The 23,962-nt window shown below is 31.6% G+C and carries 26 protein-coding genes and 1 pseudogene; 6 read left to right on the top strand and 21 right to left on the bottom strand.

Translation table 11 applies throughout. From position 1 onward, the window contains the following. Positions 1–19 precede the first annotated feature (19 nt). Positions 20–1,306 (bottom strand): 4-aminobutyrate--2-oxoglutarate transaminase, encoded by a 1,287-nt coding sequence (gabT, locus tag LQ693_RS04595; RefSeq protein WP_107591035.1) that lies wholly within the window; start codon positions 1,304–1,306, stop codon positions 20–22. 101 nt (positions 1,307–1,407) lie between these two features. Between gabT and gabR the strand changes: the two genes are divergently transcribed. Beyond that, the gene (gabR, locus tag LQ693_RS04590; protein ID WP_107572869.1) at positions 1,408–2,790 is read left to right on the top strand and encodes a MocR-like transcriptional regulator GabR; all 1,383 of its coding nucleotides are present in this window, start codon (positions 1,408–1,410) and stop codon (positions 2,788–2,790) included. 85 nt (positions 2,791–2,875) lie between these two features. Here gabR and LQ693_RS04585 read toward each other — a convergent pair whose 3' ends face one another. From LQ693_RS04585 to LQ693_RS04575, 3 genes are all read right to left on the bottom strand, one after another. After that, on the bottom strand, positions 2,876–3,886 hold the full coding sequence (locus LQ693_RS04585) for an aldose epimerase family protein (RefSeq protein ID WP_239703085.1): 1,011 nt from the start codon (positions 3,884–3,886) through the stop codon (positions 2,876–2,878). A 62-nt stretch (positions 3,887–3,948) separates the two neighbouring features. Then, positions 3,949–4,536 carry a signal peptidase I gene (gene lepB, locus LQ693_RS04580; protein ID WP_107591037.1) on the bottom strand — a complete coding sequence of 196 codons (588 nt, stop codon included), beginning with the start codon at positions 4,534–4,536 and terminating at the stop codon, positions 3,949–3,951. A 22-nt stretch (positions 4,537–4,558) separates the two neighbouring features. Beyond that, entirely contained in the window at positions 4,559–5,434 is an 876-nt protein-coding gene (locus LQ693_RS04575; RefSeq protein ID WP_119489699.1) for a helix-turn-helix transcriptional regulator, read from the bottom strand. Positions 5,435–5,568: 134 nt separating this feature from the next. Between LQ693_RS04575 and LQ693_RS04570 the strand changes: the two genes are divergently transcribed. Further along, positions 5,569–5,811, top strand: a complete 243-nt coding sequence (locus tag LQ693_RS04570) for a DUF3923 family protein (protein WP_058610966.1) — start codon at positions 5,569–5,571, stop codon at positions 5,809–5,811. 88 nt (positions 5,812–5,899) lie between these two features. Here LQ693_RS04570 and LQ693_RS04565 read toward each other — a convergent pair whose 3' ends face one another. Further along, complete coding sequence (locus tag LQ693_RS04565; RefSeq protein WP_158259030.1) at positions 5,900–6,061, bottom strand: hypothetical protein; 162 nt, start codon at positions 6,059–6,061, stop codon at positions 5,900–5,902. A gap of 28 nt (positions 6,062–6,089) precedes the next feature. Beyond that, a complete protein-coding gene (locus LQ693_RS04560; protein WP_037590088.1) occupies positions 6,090–6,245 on the bottom strand; it encodes a hypothetical protein in 156 nt (51 codons plus the stop codon). Between the two features lie 230 nt (positions 6,246–6,475). Here LQ693_RS04560 and LQ693_RS04555 point away from each other — a divergent pair, with 230 nt between their 5' ends. Next, a complete protein-coding gene (locus tag LQ693_RS04555; RefSeq protein ID WP_107590825.1) occupies positions 6,476–6,655 on the top strand; it encodes a VraH family peptide resistance protein in 180 nt (59 codons plus the stop codon). A gap of 46 nt (positions 6,656–6,701) precedes the next feature. Here LQ693_RS04555 and LQ693_RS04550 read toward each other — a convergent pair whose 3' ends face one another. From LQ693_RS04550 to LQ693_RS04540, 3 genes are all read right to left on the bottom strand, one after another. After that, positions 6,702–7,310 (bottom strand): YIP1 family protein, encoded by a 609-nt coding sequence (locus tag LQ693_RS04550; RefSeq protein ID WP_158259029.1) that lies wholly within the window; start codon positions 7,308–7,310, stop codon positions 6,702–6,704. Positions 7,311–7,675: 365 nt separating this feature from the next. Further along, entirely contained in the window at positions 7,676–8,458 is a 783-nt protein-coding gene (locus LQ693_RS04545; RefSeq protein ID WP_107590827.1) for an IS3 family transposase, read from the bottom strand. Between the two features lie 82 nt (positions 8,459–8,540). Further along, positions 8,541–9,224, bottom strand: coding sequence for a helix-turn-helix domain-containing protein (locus LQ693_RS04540; protein ID WP_107590828.1), 684 nt, complete (start codon positions 9,222–9,224; stop codon positions 8,541–8,543). Between the two features lie 290 nt (positions 9,225–9,514). On the opposite strand from LQ693_RS04540, the gene LQ693_RS04535 reads away from it, so the two are divergent. The 3 genes from LQ693_RS04535 to LQ693_RS04525 are packed head-to-tail and all read left to right on the top strand — an operon-like array spanning position 9,515 to position 12,455. Next, positions 9,515–10,606 carry an efflux RND transporter periplasmic adaptor subunit gene (locus tag LQ693_RS04535; RefSeq protein ID WP_107590829.1) on the top strand — a complete coding sequence of 364 codons (1,092 nt, stop codon included), beginning with the start codon at positions 9,515–9,517 and terminating at the stop codon, positions 10,604–10,606. Then, the gene (locus LQ693_RS04530) at positions 10,603–11,283 is read left to right on the top strand and encodes an ABC transporter ATP-binding protein (RefSeq protein ID WP_107590830.1); all 681 of its coding nucleotides are present in this window, start codon (positions 10,603–10,605) and stop codon (positions 11,281–11,283) included. Before LQ693_RS04535 ends, LQ693_RS04530 begins: the two co-directional genes overlap by 4 nt. Further along, positions 11,280–12,455, top strand: a complete 1,176-nt coding sequence (locus LQ693_RS04525; protein ID WP_107590831.1) for an ABC transporter permease — start codon at positions 11,280–11,282, stop codon at positions 12,453–12,455. The genes LQ693_RS04530 and LQ693_RS04525 overlap by 4 nt, the downstream gene beginning before the upstream one ends. A 60-nt stretch (positions 12,456–12,515) precedes the next feature. Here LQ693_RS04525 and alsE read toward each other — a convergent pair whose 3' ends face one another. The 12 genes and pseudogenes from alsE to LQ693_RS04465 form a co-directional block, all read right to left on the bottom strand. Beyond that, positions 12,516–13,199, bottom strand: coding sequence for a D-allulose 6-phosphate 3-epimerase (gene alsE / locus LQ693_RS04520; protein WP_107590832.1), 684 nt, complete (start codon positions 13,197–13,199; stop codon positions 12,516–12,518). 14 nt (positions 13,200–13,213) lie between these two features. Next, positions 13,214–14,314, bottom strand: coding sequence for a PTS fructose transporter subunit IIC (locus LQ693_RS04515; protein ID WP_119495330.1), 1,101 nt, complete (start codon positions 14,312–14,314; stop codon positions 13,214–13,216). A gap of 16 nt (positions 14,315–14,330) precedes the next feature. Continuing rightward, the gene (locus LQ693_RS04510; protein ID WP_107572860.1) at positions 14,331–14,783 is read right to left on the bottom strand and encodes a PTS sugar transporter subunit IIA; all 453 of its coding nucleotides are present in this window, start codon (positions 14,781–14,783) and stop codon (positions 14,331–14,333) included. A 12-nt stretch (positions 14,784–14,795) separates the two neighbouring features. Then, positions 14,796–15,088, bottom strand: a pseudogene (locus LQ693_RS04505) (PTS fructose transporter subunit IIB). 15 nt (positions 15,089–15,103) lie between these two features. After that, on the bottom strand, positions 15,104–15,487 hold the full coding sequence (locus tag LQ693_RS04500; RefSeq protein WP_107572859.1) for a PTS sugar transporter subunit IIA: 384 nt from the start codon (positions 15,485–15,487) through the stop codon (positions 15,104–15,106). Beyond that, positions 15,480–16,964 (bottom strand): BglG family transcription antiterminator, encoded by a 1,485-nt coding sequence (locus LQ693_RS04495; protein WP_119495329.1) that lies wholly within the window; start codon positions 16,962–16,964, stop codon positions 15,480–15,482. Before LQ693_RS04495 ends, LQ693_RS04500 begins: the two co-directional genes overlap by 8 nt. 230 nt (positions 16,965–17,194) lie before the next feature. Beyond that, entirely contained in the window at positions 17,195–18,199 is a 1,005-nt protein-coding gene (locus tag LQ693_RS04490) for a zinc-binding alcohol dehydrogenase family protein (protein WP_107572857.1), read from the bottom strand. Positions 18,200–18,220: 21 nt separating this feature from the next. After that, the gene (locus tag LQ693_RS04485; RefSeq protein ID WP_107572856.1) at positions 18,221–19,720 is read right to left on the bottom strand and encodes a tagaturonate epimerase family protein; all 1,500 of its coding nucleotides are present in this window, start codon (positions 19,718–19,720) and stop codon (positions 18,221–18,223) included. Between the two features lie 25 nt (positions 19,721–19,745). Beyond that, positions 19,746–20,993: an MFS transporter gene (locus tag LQ693_RS04480; protein WP_103362056.1), complete on the bottom strand. Its 1,248-nt coding sequence runs from the start codon at positions 20,991–20,993 to the stop codon at positions 19,746–19,748. A gap of 24 nt (positions 20,994–21,017) precedes the next feature. Further along, a complete protein-coding gene (locus LQ693_RS04475; protein WP_119495327.1) occupies positions 21,018–21,851 on the bottom strand; it encodes an SDR family oxidoreductase in 834 nt (277 codons plus the stop codon). Continuing rightward, entirely contained in the window at positions 21,844–22,926 is a 1,083-nt protein-coding gene (gene uxuA / locus LQ693_RS04470; RefSeq protein WP_107572855.1) for a mannonate dehydratase, read from the bottom strand. Before uxuA ends, LQ693_RS04475 begins: the two co-directional genes overlap by 8 nt. 12 nt (positions 22,927–22,938) lie before the next feature. After that, the gene (locus tag LQ693_RS04465; protein ID WP_107590838.1) at positions 22,939–23,955 is read right to left on the bottom strand and encodes a zinc-binding alcohol dehydrogenase family protein; all 1,017 of its coding nucleotides are present in this window, start codon (positions 23,953–23,955) and stop codon (positions 22,939–22,941) included. Between the last annotated feature and the right edge of the window lie 7 nt (positions 23,956–23,962).

The following is a 23,962-nucleotide window of genomic DNA, read 5'->3' as shown; positions in this document are numbered from 1 at the left end:
TTTTTATTAGTCAAATTTCTTAAAGACTAGATTCTAAGATTGATAATCCTTTGTTTAATTCTTGATCTGTAATGACTAATGGTGCTAAAAATCTAATCACATTTCCGTTAATACCAGCTGATAATAATAATAAACCATTTTCATTTGCTGCTTTAACAATTTGTGACGTTTTAACTTTATCAGGTGATTGCGTTTCTGGATCAATAATTTCCATTGCAACCATTGCGCCTAATCTACGAATATCTCTTATAAATGAATGTTCTAATTTAAATGCTTCTAATCTTGATTGAATCGTTGCACCAAGTTGTTCAGCTTTAGCATTTAAGTTTTCTTCTTCAATAATTTCAATTACTTTTAATGCTGCTTCACATGCAAGTGGATTTCCTGCATATGTACCACCAATTTCGCCTGGATTTGGGCTGTCGATAATTTCACTACGTCCTACAACCCCACTTAATGGGAATCCTGCTGCTAGAGATTTTGATACAGTCATTAAATCTGGTATAACATCAAAATGCTCAATTGCAAATGTCTTACCAGTACGTGCAAAGCCTGTTTGAATTTCATCTGCAATAAATACGATGCCATGTTCTTCACAAATGTCTTTTAATGCATGAATAAATTTCTTATCTGGAATGATAAATCCACCTTCACCTTGTACTGGCTCAATCACAACACATGCCACTTCTGAAGGATCCACTGTTGCGATAAAGAAATTCTTCAAATCTTTAATGACTGAATCTATGTATGCCTCATCACTTAATCCTTCAGGTTTGTCTGCTAAATAAGGATATGGTGCTTGATATACTTCTGGTGCAAATGGGCCAAACCCAGATTTGTATGGTCTTACTTTACTTGTCATAGACATTGTTAAATTTGTTCTACCATGGAAGCCTCTAATAAATGATACAACTTGCTGTCTACCTGTATATTTTCTAGCGATTTTCACAGCGTTTTCTACTGCTTCTGCACCAGAATTTAGTAATACTGTTTTCTTTTTATGGTCACCTGGTGTAATTTCTGCTAATTTCTCTGCTAATTTAATATAACTTTCATACATAATCACATTGAAACCAGGTAAAATAAATCTTTCAAGCTCGTTTTTTAAATGTTCAGTTATTTTAGGATGTGAATGACCAACGTTTAACGTTCCGATTGCTCCTGCAAAGTCAATCCACTCTTTACCGTCTTTATCTGTAACTGTTGCCCCTTTTGCAAAATCAGCAATATGTGTATTACCATTACTGACACCTCTTGCTACATATTCGTTACGTAAAGATTCTAATTGTTCTTGAGTCTTACCCATCAAAATCCCTCCTATTGTTTATTTAGTACATATTAAAAAAAGATTGGTATAATGAAAAGTACCAGTTTTTAATTTTTAATAGTACCAGAGGGGCGAACTATATGACTCAAACTTACAAATATAGAGAAATTTATCTCAAATTAAAACAAGATATACTCTCTCAGAAATATAACAGTCACGAAAAATTACCATCTAAAAGACAACTTTCAATTGATCAAAATGTCAGTATTAACACTGTTAAGAATGCTTATGAACAACTTTTCGCTGAGGGTTATATTTACACAAAGGAAAGACAAGGTTACTTTGTTGAAGCATTAAATAAGTTAATCATTCAAGATCAACATATTACGCAACCTTTAAACAATAACCCAACTCAAATTAAATCTTCATATCGTTATTCTTTATCGCATATGACAACCGACATCTCACAATTTCCAATAGACTTATGGTCAAAATATGTGAAAGAAGCTTTTCACCTTTTCAAACATGAAATGTCAGAAATCCCTGTATATAAAGGTCCGCTTGAGCTAAGAAAATCAATAGCTCAATTGATTTCATACAAAAGAGGTGTCGTCTGTTACCCTGAACAAATCATTGTCGGATCAGGTACAGCGAACTTATTGAGCAGCTTATTCAAAGCATTTTCAAATAATCAAAAAATTGCTATCGAAAATCCTGGGTATTCACGAATGAGAAAGCTATTTATCGGCATGGGACAGGATGTCGTTAATATTCCACTCGACAACAAAGGGTTATCTGTTGAACATGTGAAACAGGCAAAGCCTGATTTTGTCGTGACAACACCTTCACATCAATTTCCAACAGGCACGATTATGCCAATTTCAAGAAGAATTGAATTACTCAACTGGGTAACTGAACATAATAAATATATTATAGAAGACGATTATGACAGTGAATATAAATATGGTACAGACAATATTCCTTCATTATATAGTTTAGATAAGAATGAACGTGTCATATATTTGGGTACATTCGCGAAGACATTAATGCCAAGTTTGAGAATAAGCTATATGGTCTTACCATATCCACTCTTATATAAATTCGATGCGATAACAGATACATCCATTACAGATTTAAGCTTAATAAATGCTTACGCGCTACATTTGTTTATTAAATCTGGAAACTATGAGAAGTATATTCGTAAGATGCATCATACTTATACTGAAAAGAGAGAGCTTTTTCTAAAAGTATTAAAAAAAGCATTTAAAGAAGACGTCTCAATTTACGACATGGAGGCAGGACTTCATTTTCTAATTAATATTAAGACAGATTTAAGGTATCAAGATATTGAACAGAAGGCGCATGACCACGATATAGAATTATATACGATTAGACGTTTCATGGCTGATGAACCTGAAAATACACCCTTTAAGACACTCATTATTGGGTTTGCGAAAATAAATCGAGAAGATATCGAACCTGCTATTTTAAAATTAAAAGACATTATTTATGAAAGTCATTGATAAACAAGACATAAAAAATACTTTCATAACCAACGCTTCTAAACAAGGTTGGTTATGAAAGTATGATTGTATTCTATTATATATACTATTTCTTATAATTGATTTGATAACTTGTGACACTATTAAATGTGTCGCCATTTCTTAAAATTGATGGTGCTGTTTCATTTAATAAATTAATATCATTAGGTAATGATTGCGTTTCTAATGTAAAGCCACTATGTACATTAATAGAGTCTTGATGATCATTCCAATCTACTTCGTTCAATGTAAAGATGACCACTTCATTCTGATCAGTCATCATTTCAAGTTCCAATTCATCATTTGACACTTTGAAAGTGCCATCTTCTAATGTCACTGGATGATCAATACCATTAAATTGATTGATTTGTTGTAATCCACTTTCAAATATATCTTTAAAAGTTATACTATCTTTCCCAATTTCTACATTAATATTGTCTGTATCTAGAGATTCTACAATTTGATTATCCTTAAGCGGATAGAATTGAACGTTATGATGAAGTTGATGATTTTCAATAGATGCATTTGTATCATTCAAATTAAAATATACATGATTCATCGGATTCAATAAAGTATCTTCAGTACTCGTTGCTTCATATATAATTGTCCATTTCAAATTTGTTAAATCATATTGATGTGTTACGGTCATGTTAATATCACCTGGGAAATGATCAACTGAATGTTTCAATTCTACATGATATACAATGCGGACAATATCATCTTCATTAACAATGTCATAATCACACACTTGAGTATATAAACCATTAGAACCACCATGTAAATTATGAACACCATCATTTTGTTCAAGCTGATAGGACTCACCATTTAATACAAACTGACCATCTTCAATTCTGCCACCATATCTTGCAACGGTCGCACCAAAGAAATAAGGATTTTGCTCATAATATTCTATTAAATCATCGCTTTCAGTCGGACCAAGGATAACGGATCTACCATCAATTTTCCAATCGACAATCCGCAAACCAAAATTCGTAAATTGAATCTTTGAACGCTCATCATAGAGTGTAATCAAATCTATATTCTTCTCTTTATCTAAAGTCTCAATCTCAAATGACATTAGCCTCATCCTATTCTATAAAGTCTTCATGCAGTTAATTAAAGTTTAGCATATTGTTCCAATCAATTCTCATTTACTTGATCAAACGAATCAGCGTAAAAGTCATTTTTCATATTATTCGTTGGTAAAATTCTTAATTTAGCTTTCCCTACAATTTGTTCGTCGGTAATGAGTCCAACATCTTGGCGACTATCATTACTATTCAAACGATTATCACCGAGGACTAAATATTTACCTTCTGGAATTACTTTTTCACCATCAGAATTTTTTGTATCTGAAACATCAAAGTTTTCCGTTAAATACTCCGTGAATTTATGTTTCTTATTAAAATCTAAATAAGGTTCTGCAACTTTTTCGTGATTGATATATAATTGATCATTCTTATAACTGACAGTGTCACCAGGTACACCTATTAATCTCTTAATATAATCCTTTTCTTCATTCGCATGAAAAATAATCACATCACCTCTATCAATCGTACCAAGCGTTTTCGAAATTTTACTAACAATCAAATTGTCTTTATCATTAAACGTAGGATACATAGACTGTCCATGCACCTCATATCTACTAAATAAAAAAGTCGTAATAAGCCACGCCACAACAATAGCAACAACGATAGACGCAACCCATTCCATTAAATTCTTAACCACTATAACCCTCCTCAAACTCATATTAATCTTCAAAACTTAAATTGATTGGTTCATCTAATAAATTTCTCTCCATGGACATATTTGTAGAAGGTATATTTAGATCTACATTTGTAAATTTAATATTATCAATCCAAACTTTTCCAGAGCCATTTAATAAAATGCCCATAGAAATCACTTCACTTTGTTCGGGGATATCTAATACTACAGAGTAAATATTCCAACTATTTGTACCTTTAATTTGTCTATTCGACATATTATCGAATTGCAAAATATTTTCATATTTATCATCTACTCTCATCCACAAGCCAGTAGATTCAATAACTTTATCTGTTTTAATAAATGCTGATAATTTCATTCGTTTATTAAGATACTTCTTAGCATTGAACTGTTGCATCATAGTAGCAAAGCCATTATTTTTCTTATTATTTCTTGATTCTAACCTTGCTGAAACTTTCCCTTGATAAACAACTTCATCATCAATACTCATTACATAATCATCTGGATTACTACCACTTAGAAACCAACCATTAATATCATTTTTCATATTATATTTTCCTCCTTTTATTTTTACATCTTTCATTATTTTTCTGTATTGTCCAGGAGGTAATCCATAATATTTTTTAAATGCTCTAGTAAAAGCTTCTTGAGATTCAAATCGATAATACATAGCTATATCTATAATTTTATACTTTGAATTTAATAACATTTGAGCTGACTGAGTAATTCTTCTTTTCCTAATATAATTTGTAAATGAAACTCCAGTATATGCTAAGAATATTCTATGGAAATGATATTTTGAAAAGCCAGCAATATTCGTTATATCTTTAGTAGTTATATCTTCTTGTAAATTGTCTTCTATCCAGAATATAGTTTTTTGAATAATATCATCATATTTCAATATGAATCACCGCCTAAATATATGATAACAATTTAAATATATAAAAATTTGATTCATATTGCTAATATACTAAACGAATGATAATGTAATATATAATATTATATTCTATAAATATACTGAAAAGAGGCATTCTCATGAAAGTATCTTGGATATTGTGGTGGATATTAACAATCATTGAAGTCGGTGCATTTTTAACGTTCTCAATCTTTTTATGGTTTAGAGAAGTCGATGCCACTGGAGCTGTGCAAACAACAGAATTAAAATGGTTCTCTATAGGTATCATGGCAACACTTTTTATAATTCCATTCTTAACACAACTCGTATGGTTAATCGTCAATATCATCACTTCTAAAAAGTTAAAAGCTCAAAATATGTAAATATAAAATAACGATACACTCCGACACTTTTCACTTAAATAAGAGATAAAGTTATAGAGTGTATCGTTTATTTTTTAAAAGAGCCACCTCAATTTATGACCCTTTTTACTACTTTATATGCAGCAATTATAAAGAGAAATATTGAAACTCCCCATAATACAGCAGATAAGTTGGTTAAACTTCCTTCTAAATTAGTTGCGATAACTGGAAGTATACCTGCTATTAATATTAATAAAATAATTTGTTTCATAAAGATTCACCCTTTAGTACACTATTCTTTATTTTGGCCATCCTAAATAAATAGCAAAGATAATAAGAACCGCACCAACAACTATAGATCCTTTATAAATATTATGTTCTTTTCTACGTTTTATACCAACTACTACAATAACTAAACCTAATATAAATGAAAGTAACATTATATAAAAACCCATGTGACATACCTCTTTCGTTGATAATATTATTTTAAAGACTCAAAAACTTATGATATTCATAATATATTTCTTTACAATATAAATATAACATTTTATATATATTTATGGTAATCATATATATTAAAGAGATGAAAATGACTTCTGTTTTACCAGTAATTATATGAGATGGTATAATATGAAATGAATAATTTCACATAAATTATAGATAAAATATCAATGGAGGGTTAAACATGAAAGTAAAAGAATTACTTCAGAAAAGTTTCAACGATTTACTTGAGTTAGAATTAACAGGTTATAATATCGCAGTTGTACTCCTTGCGGTTGTTATCTTAAGCGTCCTAATCACACCTTTATTTGGAATTCCTGTCGGACTTTTAGGTGGCGCGTATTACTTGAAAAACTATAAATAATATTTAAAGCCCGTTTTGTTGAAAACGGGCTTTATTAATCAATTCCTTATATACTTGCTTGAATTAAACCTAGTCCAATTACAACAACAAGATAAATCACAGTCCATATTACTGCTGTCTTTCCTTTAAATCTACTTGTTGCATATAATACAACTCCAAATAAATATGCTGCTAATAATGTTGATAAATCAAATACACCAAGATAGTCATTACTTTGACTAAATACTGCCAAACTTGTAATAGAATGTTTAACTGGATCTAAACCTACAATTGCTATAATAGCTATAACGATGAGATTGAAGATTGTTGTAATTAATTTTACAAATGTTGCAGCTGCAAATAAACTTGAAGCTTTCACATCAGATTTCATAATTTTTGAGATAATAAGAAAAATTAGAAATGAAAAAGCAACGCCTATAATTGGTGCTAAAATACCACCTATGTATGCAAATACTGTAGTAAATGTAGACATTTGATCAATTTCTGTTTCACTTAATCCAGCTTCTTTTAAATCAGCAGTAAGATCATTTGTTATTGAAGTAATCCATATTGAAGCAACTGATAAAATAATGACCAAAATCATATTTAACAACCATTTAGGTCGTTCTCTATAGTTGTTTAAAGTTGGTGCAAATAATAAATTTGAATGTTTCATCACTATACTCCTTTGCTTTTTGTATAATTTAAGGTTAACATTCATAAATCATTAATAAAATAGTTAATTATATAATTAATATTCTTAAATTTTATAACCTTTATTTAATTTTTGCATAGAATATGATATTCATGTACTTCTTAAAGAACTATGGAAATTAAAGATTCATATAATCACTCAACATAAATAGACAAAATATACCAAATTATGCTATTATGTAAATGAAAAAGGCAACGTGCTGTAACACGTTGCCTGTGAGCCCGTTAAAAAGACGGTGGATTTTTGATTAGGTTAAAAATAACCATCTAAACCTCCAAAGTAAACCACTCCCGTCAAGGTGGACAACTTAAAAACAAAAACTTTAATTAAGATACGTTCCGATATTCATTTGGTGTTAATCCATCAAATTTTGGAACGTATCTTTTATTCATATAAAAATCTATATATTTGCTGATTCCTGTTTCAAGATCTTCATATGTACTGAATTGATTTCTATAGTAATATTCTGATTTCAACGTGCCCCAAAAAGCTTCTATCGGTTGGTTATCTAAACAACTTCCTGCATTTGACATGCTAATTTTCACATTATTTGTATCTAAATATTTCTTGTAATGCTTAGAAGTATATTGAAAACCTCGATCACTATGTATAACTGTATTAGATACATCGTTATTTTGTAAGGCTAATCTTAATGTGTCCATAACGAGTTTTAAATCATTACGTTTACTTACTTTATAAGCCACTATACTTAAATCGTACCGATCAATTATAGCGCTAATATACGCTTTTTGACCTTTTCCATAATTTAAATAACTAATATCAGTAAACCATTTTTGATTAGGCTTTTTAGCTTCAAAGTTTCTATTTAATATATTTTCAGCTGTAAAATGTGGTTTGACTCTAATCCAATTAGGACGCTTTTTCCTGATTTGTGCTTGTAAACCAAGAATTCTCATAATCCTTCTAATACATTTTATATTAATATTTAGATTACATTCTCTTCTTAAAGCATAGTGTATTCTTACCACACCGAAGGTTTCTTTTGATTCCTCAAATATACGTTTAATTTCTTTCGCAATTAACTTAGAACGTTTTTCATTATTAGAAACTTCTTTATTACACCACTTATAATAGCCACTACGGCTCACTTCTAGACGCTTAACATTTTGATACTATAATTTCGTTCTCTATTGAGCTCAAATATCATTTGATATAAATGTTCTTTATGACCTAGTGAAAATGATTGTTTCGATACTTGAACTCTTGCCACTTTTTTACGATCGCTTTATCCATTTCTAAGTATTCTATTCTTGTTTTTAACTTTTTGTTTTCTAATTTTATTAGTTCTATTTCTGATAATTCTTGCTGCTTGTTTTTCCCACGTTTATCTTTTAATCCATCTATACCATTCTCTTTATACTTCCTAACCCAGTTATATATTTGTTGGTAAGAAACACCATATTCCTCGGAAGCTTCTTGATAGTTATAATTTTTAGCTATAGTATTTTCAGTGATTTCAATACGTTCAGATAAAGTTGTTTTTCTCGATTTGCTCATAGTGGAAAAGCCTTTCCCTGTGTGCTTGTTAGATTTTCCTTTATTATAATTCTTTACCCAAAACTTTAAAACTGCTATAGAACTAATGTCATACTTTTTCACAACTTTATATGGTGGAATATTTTTCTCTAAAATATCTTCTATTGCCATTGCTTTTAGTTCAGAAGTATATTTAGTTCTTTTACCAAGCGGTTTTAGTCCTTCTTCACCATATGCTTTATATCTTCTTACCCATTCTTGTAATGTAGCACTAGAAACCCCATGGGTTTTTGCTGCACTGTATCTTGTTAGATTACCACCAATTATATCTTCTACTAATTTAATACGTTCTTCTAAAGGCATTTTATTTATAGTCATAAAAATACACTCCTCTAATATAGTCCACTTTTTATATTTAAAGTGTCTGCTTTTAGGGGAGTGTATCAAAGTTAGCGATGGTTATTTTTTTGTGCTTTTTTATGGATATTTTTAATTTTATGCTCTAAAACTCATGTTTGATTCCACTATTGTTTGTGAATTACATAAAAACTCATGAATAATTAATTACAAATTTAATATTCTTAAATCTCATAAGTATTATTTTTTATTGTTCCTAACTGTGATAACATTTCCCATGTGAGAATAAAAATATATAGGAGTGGAATAAGTTGAAGCGTAAATTATTTTGGATAATAGGGATTATCGTTATCATTTTGTTAGTTGTTGTTGCCCTTATTGTAAAACAAACGACAAATGACACAGACGATAAAAAAGACGGTTATGATACATATAAAGTTAAAAATGAATCTCCTTTAAGTATTTCTGGTAAGGCTGCACCTACAAAAATTAAAACTTATAACAATAATGATCAGTTAGGTGAATTTGTGAGTACAGTTGTTGAAGATGGTCAATCTGTTAAACAAGGTGATCAATTGATTAACTATAATGTGAATGATCAAAAACGCCAAGATTTACAAGATAAAGTAAATGCTGCACAAAACAAAGTGGATCAAGACTACCAAAATATTAATCAGCAACCGAACAATAATGATTTACAAAACACTTTATCTAAAGATTTAAATACATTAAATGATGCTAATAAACAATTATCGCAGTACGATCGTCAAGTGAACGAAAGTATGTATGCATCTTTTGATGGTAAAGTTGAAATGGAGAATGATACTGACGCTAACAGTGGTGAAGCGATATTAAAATTAGTTGCGAAAGAACCTCAAATCAAAACTTCTGTTTCAGAATTTGATATTAATAAAATTAAGGTTGGCGATGCAGTTAATGTAACTGTGAACAGTACTGGTGAAGAAGGTAAAGGGAAAGTGACAAAGATTTCTGAATTACCTACAAGTTATGATGATAGTAACCAAAGTGAATCGATGAATACTGCTGATCCAGAAAGTGAAACAACGCAGACATCTAATCCTGTTTCTAATAATCCAAGTGTTGGAAAAGGTAATTCTAAATACCAAGTAACGATTGGTAAATTAGACATTTCTGTTCGTAGTGGTTTCTCAACTGAAGGCGAGATTCCTTTAGATACGATTAAATTACCTAAGTCTGTATTAACAAAAGGTAACCATGTATTTGTTGTCGATAAAAATCATAAAGTTCATAAACGACATATTAATATTAAACGACAAAATGGTGAAATATATGTTGAGAAAGGACTTAAATCTGGAGATAAACTGATCATTTCACCTAAGAAAACATTAAATAATGGTGAAAAGGTTGAGATAGCATCATGATTAATTTAGTTAATGTGAATCGACACTTTAAAAACGGAGAAGAAACAAATCATATATTGAAAAATATTAATATATCTATTGATACAGGTGAATTTATCGCGATTATGGGCCCTTCAGGTTCTGGGAAAAGTACATTGATTAATATTTTAGGATTTATAGATAGAGGATACACAGGTGAATATCTGTTTGATAATGAGAATTATCAACAAGTTTCAGATAATAAACTTGCCTTTATTAGAAATAAAACAGTCGGTTTTGTCTTTCAAAATTTTAAATTGATACAAAATAATACGATTATGGAGAATGTTAGTATCCCCCTATTATATTCAGGTATGTCTTCAAAAGAACGTAAACAACGTGTTGAATCTGTCTTAAAAGACGTTGGAATAGCAGATAAAAAACATCTTGTACCGAATAAGTTATCGGGTGGTCAACAACAACGTGTTGCCATCGCGCGCTCGATTGTCAATAAACCTAAATTCATTATTGCTGATGAACCAACAGGTGCACTTGATTCTCAAACTTCTAAAGATATTATGGATTTATTTGTGCGACTTAATCGCGAACAAAATACAACCATGATTATCGTTACACATGATCGTAAAGTAGCTGAACAAGCTGATCGCGTGATACACATATTAGATGGCCGTGTTCAGCGAGAAGAGGTGATAGAATGAAGAACTTACCGAATATCATATCAGTCTCTCTCAAATCTATCATGAAGAATAAACGCCGTAACATCTTTACGATGATTGGTATTATTATCGGTATAGCTGCCGTCATTACTATTATGTCTTTAGGTAATGGATTTAAAAAGACGGCATCTGATGAATTTGCAGATACGGGTGCGAGTAAAGGACAAGCTATGATTAGCTTCATGCCTGAAAATATGGAAGGCTCTAAAGAAAATCCATTCGACAAACAAGATATTGATCTCGTCAAACAAATAGACGGTGTCACAGACGCTAAAATTATAGAAGATGACAGTCAAAGTTATGGGGCAAAAATGACCAATTCACAAAAGCAATCTGACATCAATATCTTTAAGAAAGACCATGTCGACAATGCATCTGAAGGTAAAGGATTCACGCAATCAGATAATGAATTGAAAGAAAAAGTCGTCACAATCGATCAAACGATCGCTAAAAAAGCGTTCAAAGGTGACGCGATTGGTAAGACGTTATTTATAGATGACCAAGGATTTAAAATTGTAGGAATCGTCAATAATCCTATGTATGAAAATACAGTGAATATGCCTAGCGAAACATTCAATCGATATATGGACGACTTAAGTCAGGAACTTCCACAGCTTGAATTAAAAGTAGATAACGATGATAACAAAAAAGAAATTGCTAATAAGGCAGCTAAGCTCTTAAATAAAAGAGGTTCAGGTATGAGCGAAGGTAGTTATCAGTATTCAGATATGGAAGAAATCATGAAAAGTATCACGCAAGTATTCGATGCGATTACGTACTTTGTTGCAGCAGTAGCAGGTATTTCATTATTCATTGCGGGTATAGGTGTGATGAACGTTATGTATATTTCAGTCGCTGAACGTACAGAAGAAATTGCGATAAGACGTGCTTTTGGAGCTAAAGGTCGAGACATTGAAATACAATTCTTAATAGAAAGTATCGTGCTATGTCTGATCGGTGGCATTATCGGATTAATCATAGGTATCTTGATTTCTAAACTTGTAGAAGCCGTTACGCCTGATATGGTTCAAAGTGTTGTGAGTCTAGGTTCTATTTTACTTGCTGTCGGCGTTTCAACATTAATTGGTATTGTATTTGGTTGGATACCGGCAAGGTCAGCATCTAAGAAAGAACTAATAGATATAATTAAATAGTTTAAATATAATTTAACCGCCACCTGAGTTGTCGTCCAACTCAGGTGGCGGTATTATTAGTTATACTTCAGTTAATGCATTATTAAAGTCTGCTATCATTTTGTGCCATGCTTCGTCAATACGTTCATCTAAACCAAATAGCCCGCTTCTTCCCAATATATAAATATCTGGATTGGCTTTTTGAATTTTACTAAATGTCTTCTTATTTGAAGAACCATCCATTTCAATTAAATATTTGTATTGATGTTCATCTCTTAACTTTCTTAATTCTACTATTTTATCTAATGTTTCATCGATAAATTTTTCTCCAGCAAACCCTGGATCAACGGTCATAATTGTAATCTTATCTAAATATTGAATATATGGTTTAATCACTTCAATGGGTGTTTCTGGATTTAATACGATTCCTACTTTTTTACCATGATCATGAATTTTATGAATCAATCGGTAAGCAACACCATTGACGACTTCTGCATGTATGCATATATAATCTGTATCTACTTTTAATAATTCATCCACCCAAAACGAAGGTTCTGTGACCATTAAATGCGCAGAAATAGGTACGTCAGAAATTTTCTTCACTTGTTCAATAAACCAAGGTGACAGTGTAATATTCGGGACATAGTGACCGTCCATAATATCTATATGATAAGATTCTACGTGCTGATTCAAAAATGTAATCTGCTCGCTAAATTTATCTAAGTCCATCGTCATTAATGATGGTGAAAACTTTACATTCTCCATGTGTTAAACCTCCATTAGTATACTTTAATATCGCCTAATTCTATATCATCTTCTTCGATTTCATCGACCATTTCTTCTGATTCATTTACAGGTTTCTTAAGTAGCACAAGTACTAGAGCTGTAACAATAACATTTGCAACGATAGCGATGACAAAACCTAATGGCTGAGACATTGTTGGAATTGCTAACATGCCACCAAACGGTACTTTCGAGTCAGCGTTCATCACCATTGAAATCGCGCCACCTACTGCTCCACCGATTCCTGTAGCAATAACACATCTAATAATGTCGTTTAAGACAATCGGTAAGACACCTTCTACAATTTCAATAATCCCCATTGGGAATGCTGTTTTTAATGTTTCTACTTCTACTTTTTTATAAATATTTTTACGCATTAATCTTCCAATCCAATATGCAAATGCGAATCCAATTGGCGTAGCTGTGTTAACGACAATCAATGCTGTTATAGGTTCATGAATACCTTGTGCTTGTAGTGTTAATACAAATGCAAATACTGTCTTATTAATTGGACCACCATAATCGACACTTGCTAATACTCCGATGATAATGCCATAAATTAATTTAGAAGTACCACTTAGAGATTGTAAATACTCCGTCAAAATATGCGTGAATTGTGTAATTGGTGCTCCGATTACATAGACCATAATGAGTCCACCTACAAGCGAAGCAATAAATGGAATTACAAGCATCGGCATTAAGCCTTTAGCCCAATTTGGCATTTTGATATATTTAATAATTAATACAACAAGATAACCTGCCAAGAAGCCACCTATTAATCCTCCGATAAAACCTGATCCAACTGCATTAGCTGTTAAACCAATAACAAGGCCAGGTGCTATACCCGGTTTATCAGCAATTGAATAAGCGATACCTGTTGCAATAACGACTGGTAACATGCCCAGTCCAGCACCACCTAATGTTGCTAGTACATCCCAGAATGAATAGCCAGTCTTCGTTAAATCTGTTGATGAATCTCCACCTAACGCCATCCCAATTGCAATCATGAATCCCGCTCCACATACAACTGGAATTAAATAAGATATTGCCGTAAGTAAATGACCTTTTATATTCAACTGATTAAAAAATGTTTTCACGTTATCTCCCCCTTTGTTAGTTAGATAATATTGCTACAACTTCTGTTTTATTTTTAGAATTTAATAATTGTTCAATCACTTCATCATTACTCAACTTTCTTGCGATTAATGATAAGAGTTTCAAATGTTCTTTAGAATTGTCGCTATCTTCACCAACTGCAAGTAAAATAACGACTTTCGCACCTGTATCATCTAAAGATGGCCACTCTACTTCATCTTTTAAGACGGCAATTGCAATACCAACTTTGTTAACGCTACTACTTTTCCCGTGTGGAATCGCCACAAAGTTACCTATACCTGTTACGCCTTCAGACTCTCTTTTATAAACCGCTTCTAAAAATGCTTCTGAATTGTCTATATATTGTTCTTTATCAAATAAATGAACGAGTGTTTCTAAAGTTTCTTCTCTATTATTTGTCTCAAGTTCTGTTAAGATTGTGTTCTCATCTAATACATCTATTAAATTCATATGGCATCTCCTTTATTGTTGTGAAATTTGTTCGATTTTTTCTATTAATTTATTTGGAGATTTTATTGCGACATCTGTCGGTATTTCGATGACTTTTTTACCTTCAAATCTTTCTTTAGCGCTTACCTTTACATCTACAGCAAGTAACACGATATCAGCTTGTTTAATATCTTCTGGTGACAATTCATTCTCAACACCTATTGTCCCTTGTGTTTCAATTTTGATATTATGACCTTTCTTTTCAGCTGCGATATATGTGTGTGTGCAATACCTACTGTACAAGCACAAATACTCACGATATTCATATTTCATTCCTCCAATTATAATAATGACTCTACAAAGTCTTCGTCTGCTAAATTCCTCATAAATGCTTGAACGTCTTGCAATACTGCTTGATCTTCTTGTGGTTTAAGATTTAACAAAATAATCAATTTCAATGACTGGTCATGCCAGTTCATAAGATTTGTCTCATTTTTTATTAAAAATATTTTAGTCTTTAAAATGTTCTCACTTTGAATATGTGGTAAAATCACTTCTGGAAAAATTTCAATATTCCCATGTTGTTCTCGCTCGTGTACTTCTTCAATAAAAACACTTTCAGACTGAATGTACTGATCTTTCTTTAACTGACTACCTATTTCTTCAATGACATCTTGATACATTGTGTTAGTTGTTTTAATTTCATAAAATAACGATTCATTCATTGTTATCACCTAACATTTCTATCATCTTTCGCAATTTAATTTGATCATTCTTATTAAACATTGCGCTGATGACTACGATTGGAATTTGCTTTACTTCAGGTATATGAACAGTTGAAATAATCAAATCGATTTTATGCAAGTCATCTTCTTGTAAATCAAAAGAAGATTTAACATCTACAATCTCAATTTCAGGTACATTTCTGTCTATTTTTGTTTTCAATAATTCAGAAGTACCTATGCCTGTAGTACAAGTAATCAGTGTTTGTATTTTCTTAGGATTTCTCTCAAGTTCTTTTGCAAAATACAATGTTAAAAAGCCTATTTCATCATCATTCATTTTTTTAATATGATATGTTTCAGAAATTTGATCTGAAATTTGTCGTATAACTGTAAAAACATGTGGATATTCAATTTTAATTTGTTCTATTAAAGCATTTCTGACATTTAACCCATGTTCAATTCGATTAAGCATTGGTTTAATATGTTTAAGAAGTTGCTGCTCTAAATCAATATTTTTAAATGAATGATTTAATTCCTGACTCGCACCATCTATCAATGCATTTGTTATATCGATGACTTCTTGTGAATATTGCATATCTTCTTGATTATGTTGAACATTTTGCGTTTCAAATCTGGAAGAAATAAGATATTCAAACAAATAAATCCGTTCATTTTCAGGTAATTGAGTATGAAGATAATGTTCAACATTGCCAATTACCATGTCATTCATTCTATAAAATGATTGATACTCATTTTTCAACTTTATCAATTCAGGTGTCTTTCTATCTTTGTCTTGTTTGATCACACCTCTTTTTCTAAAGCGCATGATTAAAATATATAAATGAGAGAAAATGTTCACATTATAAGGATAAGGAATAATCATATCTTTATAACTCTCAATCTTATTTATTTGTTCTTGCACAAAATGTGCATCTTTATCTTCATTTTGATCGATAACATTATATGCAGAAAAATTAGACAGTTGCCCATCTCCAATGAGTTCTAACAATGCATTTCGAATATCACTTTCATCACCATTTATAGATAAATGACGATTCTTTCTTTCTAAATTTAAATTAAAACGTTTTAACATTTCTTCAATTTTTTTCTCATCTGTGTTCAAAACACTCTCAGAAATATAATAACGTTCGATAATATTAAAGATAGATATCGATTTAGGGGAGATTAACAATAAATCTTTTGTCATCATATTTCGTCTTTCAATAGGAGAAAACAAATCATTTTGATGAAGTTGCCCCGTTTCATGCTGTTCAATATATTCTTTATCATCAATACGATAGCCCTTACCTTTTTCAGATATAATAAGAGGCTCTTTATAATAATCATTTATACGTTTAACAAGTCGATAAATCGTTTTAGTAGAAACATCTAGATGTTTCGCCAATCGATTCGAATCGACAAACGAATGCGCATTTAATAAGTAATGAATTAACTTCTCTTGATTATCACCTTCCATGACTTTTACAACCTCCCTGTAGCTTTATCATAAAACAAATATATGTAAGCGTTTTACTTTTGTTTGTCCATTACAATAGACATTAAAATATCATTCATTATAAACTATCGCGTTACTAAAGTAATGAATTAACCTCTTTTACAATTCTGCATTTGTAAAAAGACTGCATATAAATTAAAATTGCGCACAAAAAAACTCACTTTAGCAAAATTACTAAAATGAGTTTGAATTTAAAGTTCTATAAGTGTTTTGTTCGTTTGAAACTTCCCTTGCTCAAAAAATACTGGGACATCTTCGAATTTAATATGCTTAGTAAAATAGCTTTCTTTTATTTTACCTTGTCGAATTTGCTCAATTACGAAATCGAAATCATTTAATGTCGCATTTCTACTTCCCATAAGTGTTATTTCTTTAGCATGAAAATCTGGGTCTACAAATTCAATAGTGTCTTTAACTAAACCGACGTAGACTATTTTACCGCCATGATTAACATAATTGAATGCTTGTTCCATAGACTTCTTATTCCCAGTTGCATCAAACACAATTGTTGGATATTCATTATCATTTACTGAAAGTATGTCGTCAATAATGGAAGGACTAACCACTATTGTTTCATCACACTCAGACCATTCTTTACAAAATTCTAATCTTTCAGCACTAAGATCAACGACAATAACCTTTGCACCTTTTAATTTAGAGAAACGAGCAACACCTAAACCGATTGGACCAGCTCCAACAACCAATACTGTTTCACCTGATTGGACATCTGCTCTATTGACACCATGTGCACCAATACTTAAAGGTTCAATCATAGCAGACATATGAATCGGTAAATCGTTAACTTTAATCACATTTTGAGCTGGAACTGATAAATATTCTGTCATACCCCCATCTCTATGTACACCAATTACTTCTATGTTCTGGCAACAATTCGTCTTATTATTACGACAAGCTAAACATTTTCCACAATGGACATAAGGTATGATTGTAACTTTATCGTCTATCGAAATATCTTCAACATTTTTTCCAATCTCTTTAACGATCCCTGACAATTCATGTCCTAATATTCTAGGATATTCAAAAAATGGCTGATTGCCACCATAGGCATGAATATCTGTTCCACATATTCCAATATGTTTTACATTAATTAATATATGGTCATCTTCTATGAAGCTTTGTTCTTTAGTTTCTTGAATAATCATTTTCCCAGGTTCTTCACAAACAATTGATTTCATATTATACACTTTCTTTCATTTTTATTTTGAATTAAAGTTCAATAGTTCCAAATGTTTACCAATATGATTTTTAAGCAATTCAGCATATTCATCTTCATATTTTTCTAAAACGGCATATATATCATCTTTAAAAATATAGTGACCATTATCATTTTTAACAGTCAGAAGTAACCCATATGAGACATGTAGGAGTTGTCTCGCATTATCATCTTCTAAATAAGATTTATATTGCGTTTCAGTTAATTGCTCAATTGGTTTTATATTCTCAATATTAGGCGTGATGTGATAATATTTTTGCGTTTCCGCAAAATGATCCAAAGCATATTGATGTATATTCCTATATAGATTCGGTTCATGTATGGCTATTAAGCGCACAGCTTCTAACCAGTTAGTACCTGCTGTTTTTATATGGAAACGTTTATGCGTCTTTTCACTTATTAAAGGAAATACAGAAAATTTATCACTACCTGAGTGAATACTTAATTTATATTTAAAATAATCTGCAATATTAGCATGTACTTCAAGTTCTTGTTCAAACTGAGCAATATCACCAATATAATCTATACCTTTTTGAAATTCTCCACAAAATCTTGGTGCTAAACTTGTCACTTGCACGTCTTGATCATATAATTCCTTTGATACGAAAAAGTGATCAAAAGGTGTTGTAATCGTCATTGTTTCATCAATAGAAATTTCAAAATCAATATCTCTATCTAAAGGTTCGATGTAAGTTTTGTATATATAAACCATGTATTCAATTGCTTTATGATAAACGACGACAACTTTCATAAGTTCGTGTTTATCAAACACTAAATCATTATGCTCGATTTGATAAGACTTACCTAGGTACTTATCTTCATAGTATTGCTTTATCTCTTGATTAAACGGTTGATAGGCATCTTCTACTTCATCATGATTGTCTAAATCAACATCATTTCTAATGTAATCAGAACAATCTAAAGTCAACATCGAAATACCAAGCTCTAATTCATGTTTAATATCACTTTCTTCTTTAAGATGATCACCATCAGCACCATAACCATCTGTATAACCTTCTTGTATAACACTGTATGCTGCTGAATCGATAACATCTTCCATTTTTCTATTTGTTAAATCTAATTCCCTAATACTTTGCTGTGCAAAAACTGGTCTCATTTTAGAAGTTCGTACAGCTTCAACATGTCCAGGTGTCGCAAGACCTAATCTATCGCCTAAACCTATCGTTGTTTCATTCTGACCAAATGCTCTCGGTTTTGTAAAATCAAAATATTCGTTTAACACTAATCTATTTTCATGAGTTAATGGGCACAATTTTGCATCATTACCATATTCTTCACCATTAAGGTCTTGAAATAAATGATCATTACCAACTGCTAATAAATACTTTTCATTTTCAGCTTTAATAATGATAATACTTGTATCTTTTTCTTTGAATAGAGATTTTTCATACACTTTTATGATTTCTGATTCAGGTAATTCATCTTTTTTCACAGAAGAAATAATCTGTTGTAATCCTTCCATTATTTCACCCATCCTTTACTCGATTTTATACACCTTCAGGTTTTGCAATTGGTTTAACAAAGAATATAACGGCTATAGAAGCTATCACTGCTAATCCACCTGCAAGTAAAAAGGCAGCTGTATATGTTCCAGTTGTTTGAATAATATAACCTGTAATAGTTGGACCAACAATACCAGCAGTATTTGCTAATAAATGCATAAAGCCACCAACAGATCCAACATTATTACTATCTACAACATCTTGTACAATTGCCCAATATATTGCGCCTGTTAAATACAAGAATAAAACAGATAAGGCAACTAACGTTACAGCGCCAGCTGTTGTTGTGACTATTCCTGAAATACCGATACACACAGCTGAAAGGAATAAACAAATAACCAGAACAACTTTTCTAGAGAAAAGCACACCTTTTTGAACAGTATGTTTATAAACAAAGTCTGAAACGATACCACTCATTGCTAGACCTAAAAATCCTAAAACCCATGGTATAACAGTAATTAAACTCATGTTTTCAATACTTAAGTTACGAGCATCAACTAAATAACTTGGGAACCATGTTAAGAAGAAGAATAAAATATAGTTATAAGCAAAGAAAGCGAATGCCGTAAAGAGCACAGTAGGATTCTTTAAATAATATCCCAATTTAAATGTAGTAACTGGTGCTATATCTGCTTTTTCATCAATTTTAGTTTCTTCAATATAATCTGGTTTTTCTTTCGCAAAGAACCACCAAGATATAGCCCAAATTATACCAATGACCATAATAGCTATGAAAGATACTCTCCAACCTAAATGTAAAGCGATATACCCTACTATTGGACCTGAAATAGCACCGCCAAGAGGAGTACCACTATTTGCTAGTCCTACAGCTGTTGCACGTTTTGAAGGTGGATACCAGTTATTAACCATCTTATTAATGGTTGCGCTTAATGGACCTTCACCCATACCGAACAATATTCGGACAATAAACAAACTTACAAATCCGACTACTAAAACGATCGCACCACTAAATAGTGACCAAACAATCATTGCAACAAACAATGTGATTTTTGCACCAAATTTATCAGAAGCTACACCGCCAACAAAGTTGAATATTGCATAACCAATTGAAAAACTACTAAAAATAATACCCATTTGACCTGGTGTTAATTTTAAATCCTCTTGTATAAACGGTGCTGCTACTGAAAGTGCAGAACGATCTAAATAATTAATAACACCCGCTAAAAATAGAAATATTAAAATAATCTTGCCATTCCTACCTATTTTTCCCATGCTCGAATCCCCTTTGTATGTTTATTAAACGCCTGAGTATGCCATAAACCCGCCATCGACTGGTACAGTAATGCCATTTACAAATGATGAATAATCTTTATCTAATAACCATAAAATCGTACCGATAAGTGCTTCTGGTTTCCCAAATTCTCCAAGAGGTGTTTGACTTAATATTTTTTCTGAACGTGCCGTCAGACTTCCGTCTTCGTTTAATAATAAGTCTCTATTTTGTTCTGTTAAGAAAAATCCTGGCGCAATCGCATTAACTCTAATATCTTCCTCTGCAAAATAAACAGCCAACCACTGCGTAAAGTTATTAATAGCAGCTTTTGCAGCACTATATGCTGGCACTTTAGTCATTGGTGCGTAACTGCTCATAGAAGAGAAATTAATAATACTTGCATGCTCTGACTTCAGTAATTCTTTACCGAATACTTTGGCAGCAACAAATGAACCAATAAAGTTATTATTAAATACATGTTCAAATCCACTTTGTTCTAAATCAAAAAAGTTCTTTTTATCTTCAGCATTATATGACTCTGAATCTGTAATAGCGTCAGGATTATTACCACCTGCACCATTAATTAAATAGTCAATTTTTCCAAATGCTTCTAAAATTTCGTCTTTAGCTTTCGTTAGCGATTCTTCATTCGTAACATCAACTGAATAGTTACGAGCAATACCACCTTCAGCTTCTATTTCTTGAACAACTTCTACACCTTTATCATAAGTACGATTTAAAATGGCGATTTGCATGCCTTGTTTGCCTAATTCTTTCGCAATTGTTCTACAAAGCACTCCGCTTCCACCTGTAATTACAACAACTTTATCTTTTAAACTTTCATGTTTACTAAACATTTTTACCAGACTCCTTTTCAAGTTGATATGCATCCCATAATCCATTTAAGTACATAATGCCTAATGCTCTATCATATAATCCGTATCCTGGACGACATTCTTCATTCCATAAATGTCTACCGTGATCTGGTCGAATGTATCCTTTATAATCTGCATCTGATAAATGTTTCATAATTTGTGCAATATCAATATTACCGTCTTCTGTAAAATGAGAAGTCTCTACAAAACTGCCATTTTCGGAGATACGAACATTTCTAATATGCATAAATGGTGCATGCTCATGGTATTTCAAAGCAATTTCTGCCATATCATTATCTTTACTAGCACCCATAGAGCCCGTACATAACGTAATCGCATTATTTGGACTATTATTGATTTCAAACATTCTCTCGTAACTATCTGCACCAGTTATAATTCTTGGTAAGTTGAAAATAGAATATGGTGGATCATCTGGGTGAATTGCCATTTTAATGCCACAACGTTCTGCAGTTGGAATGATTGCGTTTATAAAGTATGCAAAGTTTTCCCATAATTTTTCTTCATCTATGTCTTTATAAGCTTCAAATAGTTCTGAAATTTGATCTAATTTTTCTGGTTCCCAACCTGGCATTGTTAGATTTTTACTCGCACTTGAAACAGTTTCTATTAATTCTTTCGGATCTAAATTTTTAACTTTTTCATAATCAAAGTATAGTGCTGTAGAACCATCTTCTAATGGATGGAACATATCTGTTCTAGTCCAATCAAATATTGGCATGAAGTTATAACAAATAACTTCCACACCATATTCAGCTAAATTCTCAATTGTTTGTTTATAATTTTCGATTAATTCATCACGTTCACTATTACCTAATTTAATAGATTCATGAACATTCACACTTTCAACAACTTTTGCATTAAATCCATGTGATTCAATATATTCAACTTCTTCTTTAATTTCTTCTTTTTCCCAAACAGCACCAACTGGCTTTTCATGAAGTGCCCATACAATCCCAGTTGTATTAGGTATTTGTTTAATATCTTCTAATGTAATTGTGTCATTGTTTCTTCCGTACCAACGAAATGTCATTTCCATTTTATCCATCTCCTAATTGAAATTAATAATAGCCTTCTTAACTTGTTCTGGATGTTCATCTATATATTGAAACGCTTCTTTTGCTTCATTTAAATCAAATTGATGTGTTACTAAATCAAAATCATCAAATTTACCTTTTTCAATATTCTCTATTACTTCTGCAAACTTATAAGTTTGTAATCTTGAACCAACAATAGTCAGTTCATTTTTTGTAATTGGCATTTGTGAAATGTTAGCTGGTCTTTCATCAAATCCTAATACGACCACTCTCCCTGCTGCAGACGTTACTTGAACACTTGTTTCAAATGTTTGAGGCATACAAACTGCATCTATCGATACATTGACGCCTTCGCCATTCGTAATGGATCTGACTTCTTCAAGTAAATCTTTCTCAGCCACATTAATGGAAATATCTGCACCTTGTTGTTTTGCATAATCCAATCTTGATTGATCTAAATCTGAAATGATTACTTTTACATCTTTCAATTTAGCGTATCGTAATATGCATAATCCAATAGGGCCAGCCCCTTGTATAAGTAGAGTATCTCCATCTTGAAGATCGCCTCTACTAGTTGCTTGAGCACCAATTGTAAGTGGTTCAATCAGAACGCTCTTTTCAAATGGAATATCTTTATTTACTTTATGAAGTTGCTTCTCATTAATAGCGAAGTACTCTCTCATACCACCATCTTCATGCACACCGAAAACGACTAACTTCTCACATACATTTGGTCTACCTTGCTTACATGCATAACATTCTCCACAAGGTCTAATAGGTTCAACGACCACGTGATCGCCTACTTGTAATTCAGACTCTCCATAAACCTCATCTACAATGCCTACTACTTCATGTCCAACCACTCTAGGAATAGTTGCTAATGGGTTAGTTCCATGTAAAATATGTCTATCTGAACCACATATGCCCACTTTTTTAGTTTTTATTAAAATATTTTGTTCTTCGTTTATCTTAGGTTTATCTAATGTTTCTACAACAAGTTCATTTTTTCCGATTACTCTAGCTGCTTTCATGTATACA

Source organism: Mammaliicoccus sp. B-M6, assembly GCF_022386965.1.
Taxonomy (GTDB): domain Bacteria; phylum Bacillota; class Bacilli; order Staphylococcales; family Staphylococcaceae; genus Mammaliicoccus; species Mammaliicoccus sciuri_A.
Note: the sequence above shows the minus strand (reverse complement) of the source record. Positions and strands in the feature narration are given on the sequence as shown.

Bases quoted from the DNA above. Each gene is read 5' to 3' on its own strand.
- LQ693_RS04500 (WP_107572859.1), bottom strand. From the start codon at position 15,487: ATGAATGAATCGTTATTTTATGAAATTAAAACAACTAACACAATGTAT.
- LQ693_RS04585 (WP_239703085.1), bottom strand. From the start codon at position 3,886: ATGTCATTTGAGATTGAGACTTTAGATAAAGAGAAGAATATAGATTTG.
- LQ693_RS04465 (WP_107590838.1), bottom strand. From the start codon at position 23,955: ATGAAAGCAGCTAGAGTAATCGGAAAAAATGAACTTGTTGTAGAAACA.
- LQ693_RS04490 (WP_107572857.1), bottom strand. From the start codon at position 18,199: ATGAAATCAATTGTTTGTGAAGAACCTGGGAAAATGATTATTCAAGAA.
- LQ693_RS04565 (WP_158259030.1), bottom strand. From the start codon at position 6,061: ATGAAACAAATTATTTTATTAATATTAATAGCAGGTATACTTCCAGTT.
- LQ693_RS04485 (WP_107572856.1), bottom strand. From the start codon at position 19,720: ATGGAAGGATTACAACAGATTATTTCTTCTGTGAAAAAAGATGAATTA.
- uxuA (WP_107572855.1), bottom strand. From the start codon at position 22,926: ATGGAAATGACATTTCGTTGGTACGGAAGAAACAATGACACAATTACA.
- LQ693_RS04560 (WP_037590088.1), bottom strand. From the start codon at position 6,245: ATGGGTTTTTATATAATGTTACTTTCATTTATATTAGGTTTAGTTATT.
- LQ693_RS04530 (WP_107590830.1), top strand. From the start codon at position 10,603: ATGATTAATTTAGTTAATGTGAATCGACACTTTAAAAACGGAGAAGAA.
- LQ693_RS04525 (WP_107590831.1), top strand. From the start codon at position 11,280: ATGAAGAACTTACCGAATATCATATCAGTCTCTCTCAAATCTATCATG.
- gabT (WP_107591035.1), bottom strand. From the start codon at position 1,306: ATGGGTAAGACTCAAGAACAATTAGAATCTTTACGTAACGAATATGTA.
- LQ693_RS04480 (WP_103362056.1), bottom strand. From the start codon at position 20,993: ATGGGAAAAATAGGTAGGAATGGCAAGATTATTTTAATATTTCTATTT.
- LQ693_RS04495 (WP_119495329.1), bottom strand. From the start codon at position 16,964: ATGGAAGGTGATAATCAAGAGAAGTTAATTCATTACTTATTAAATGCG.
- LQ693_RS04570 (WP_058610966.1), top strand. From the start codon at position 5,569: ATGAAAGTATCTTGGATATTGTGGTGGATATTAACAATCATTGAAGTC.
- LQ693_RS04475 (WP_119495327.1), bottom strand. From the start codon at position 21,851: ATGTTTAGTAAACATGAAAGTTTAAAAGATAAAGTTGTTGTAATTACA.
- gabR (WP_107572869.1), top strand. From the start codon at position 1,408: ATGACTCAAACTTACAAATATAGAGAAATTTATCTCAAATTAAAACAA.
- alsE (WP_107590832.1), bottom strand. From the start codon at position 13,199: ATGGAGAATGTAAAGTTTTCACCATCATTAATGACGATGGACTTAGAT.
- LQ693_RS04540 (WP_107590828.1), bottom strand. From the start codon at position 9,224: ATGACTATAAATAAAATGCCTTTAGAAGAACGTATTAAATTAGTAGAA.
- LQ693_RS04510 (WP_107572860.1), bottom strand. From the start codon at position 14,783: ATGAATTTAATAGATGTATTAGATGAGAACACAATCTTAACAGAACTT.
- LQ693_RS04555 (WP_107590825.1), top strand. From the start codon at position 6,476: ATGAAAGTAAAAGAATTACTTCAGAAAAGTTTCAACGATTTACTTGAG.
- LQ693_RS04550 (WP_158259029.1), bottom strand. From the start codon at position 7,310: ATGAAACATTCAAATTTATTATTTGCACCAACTTTAAACAACTATAGA.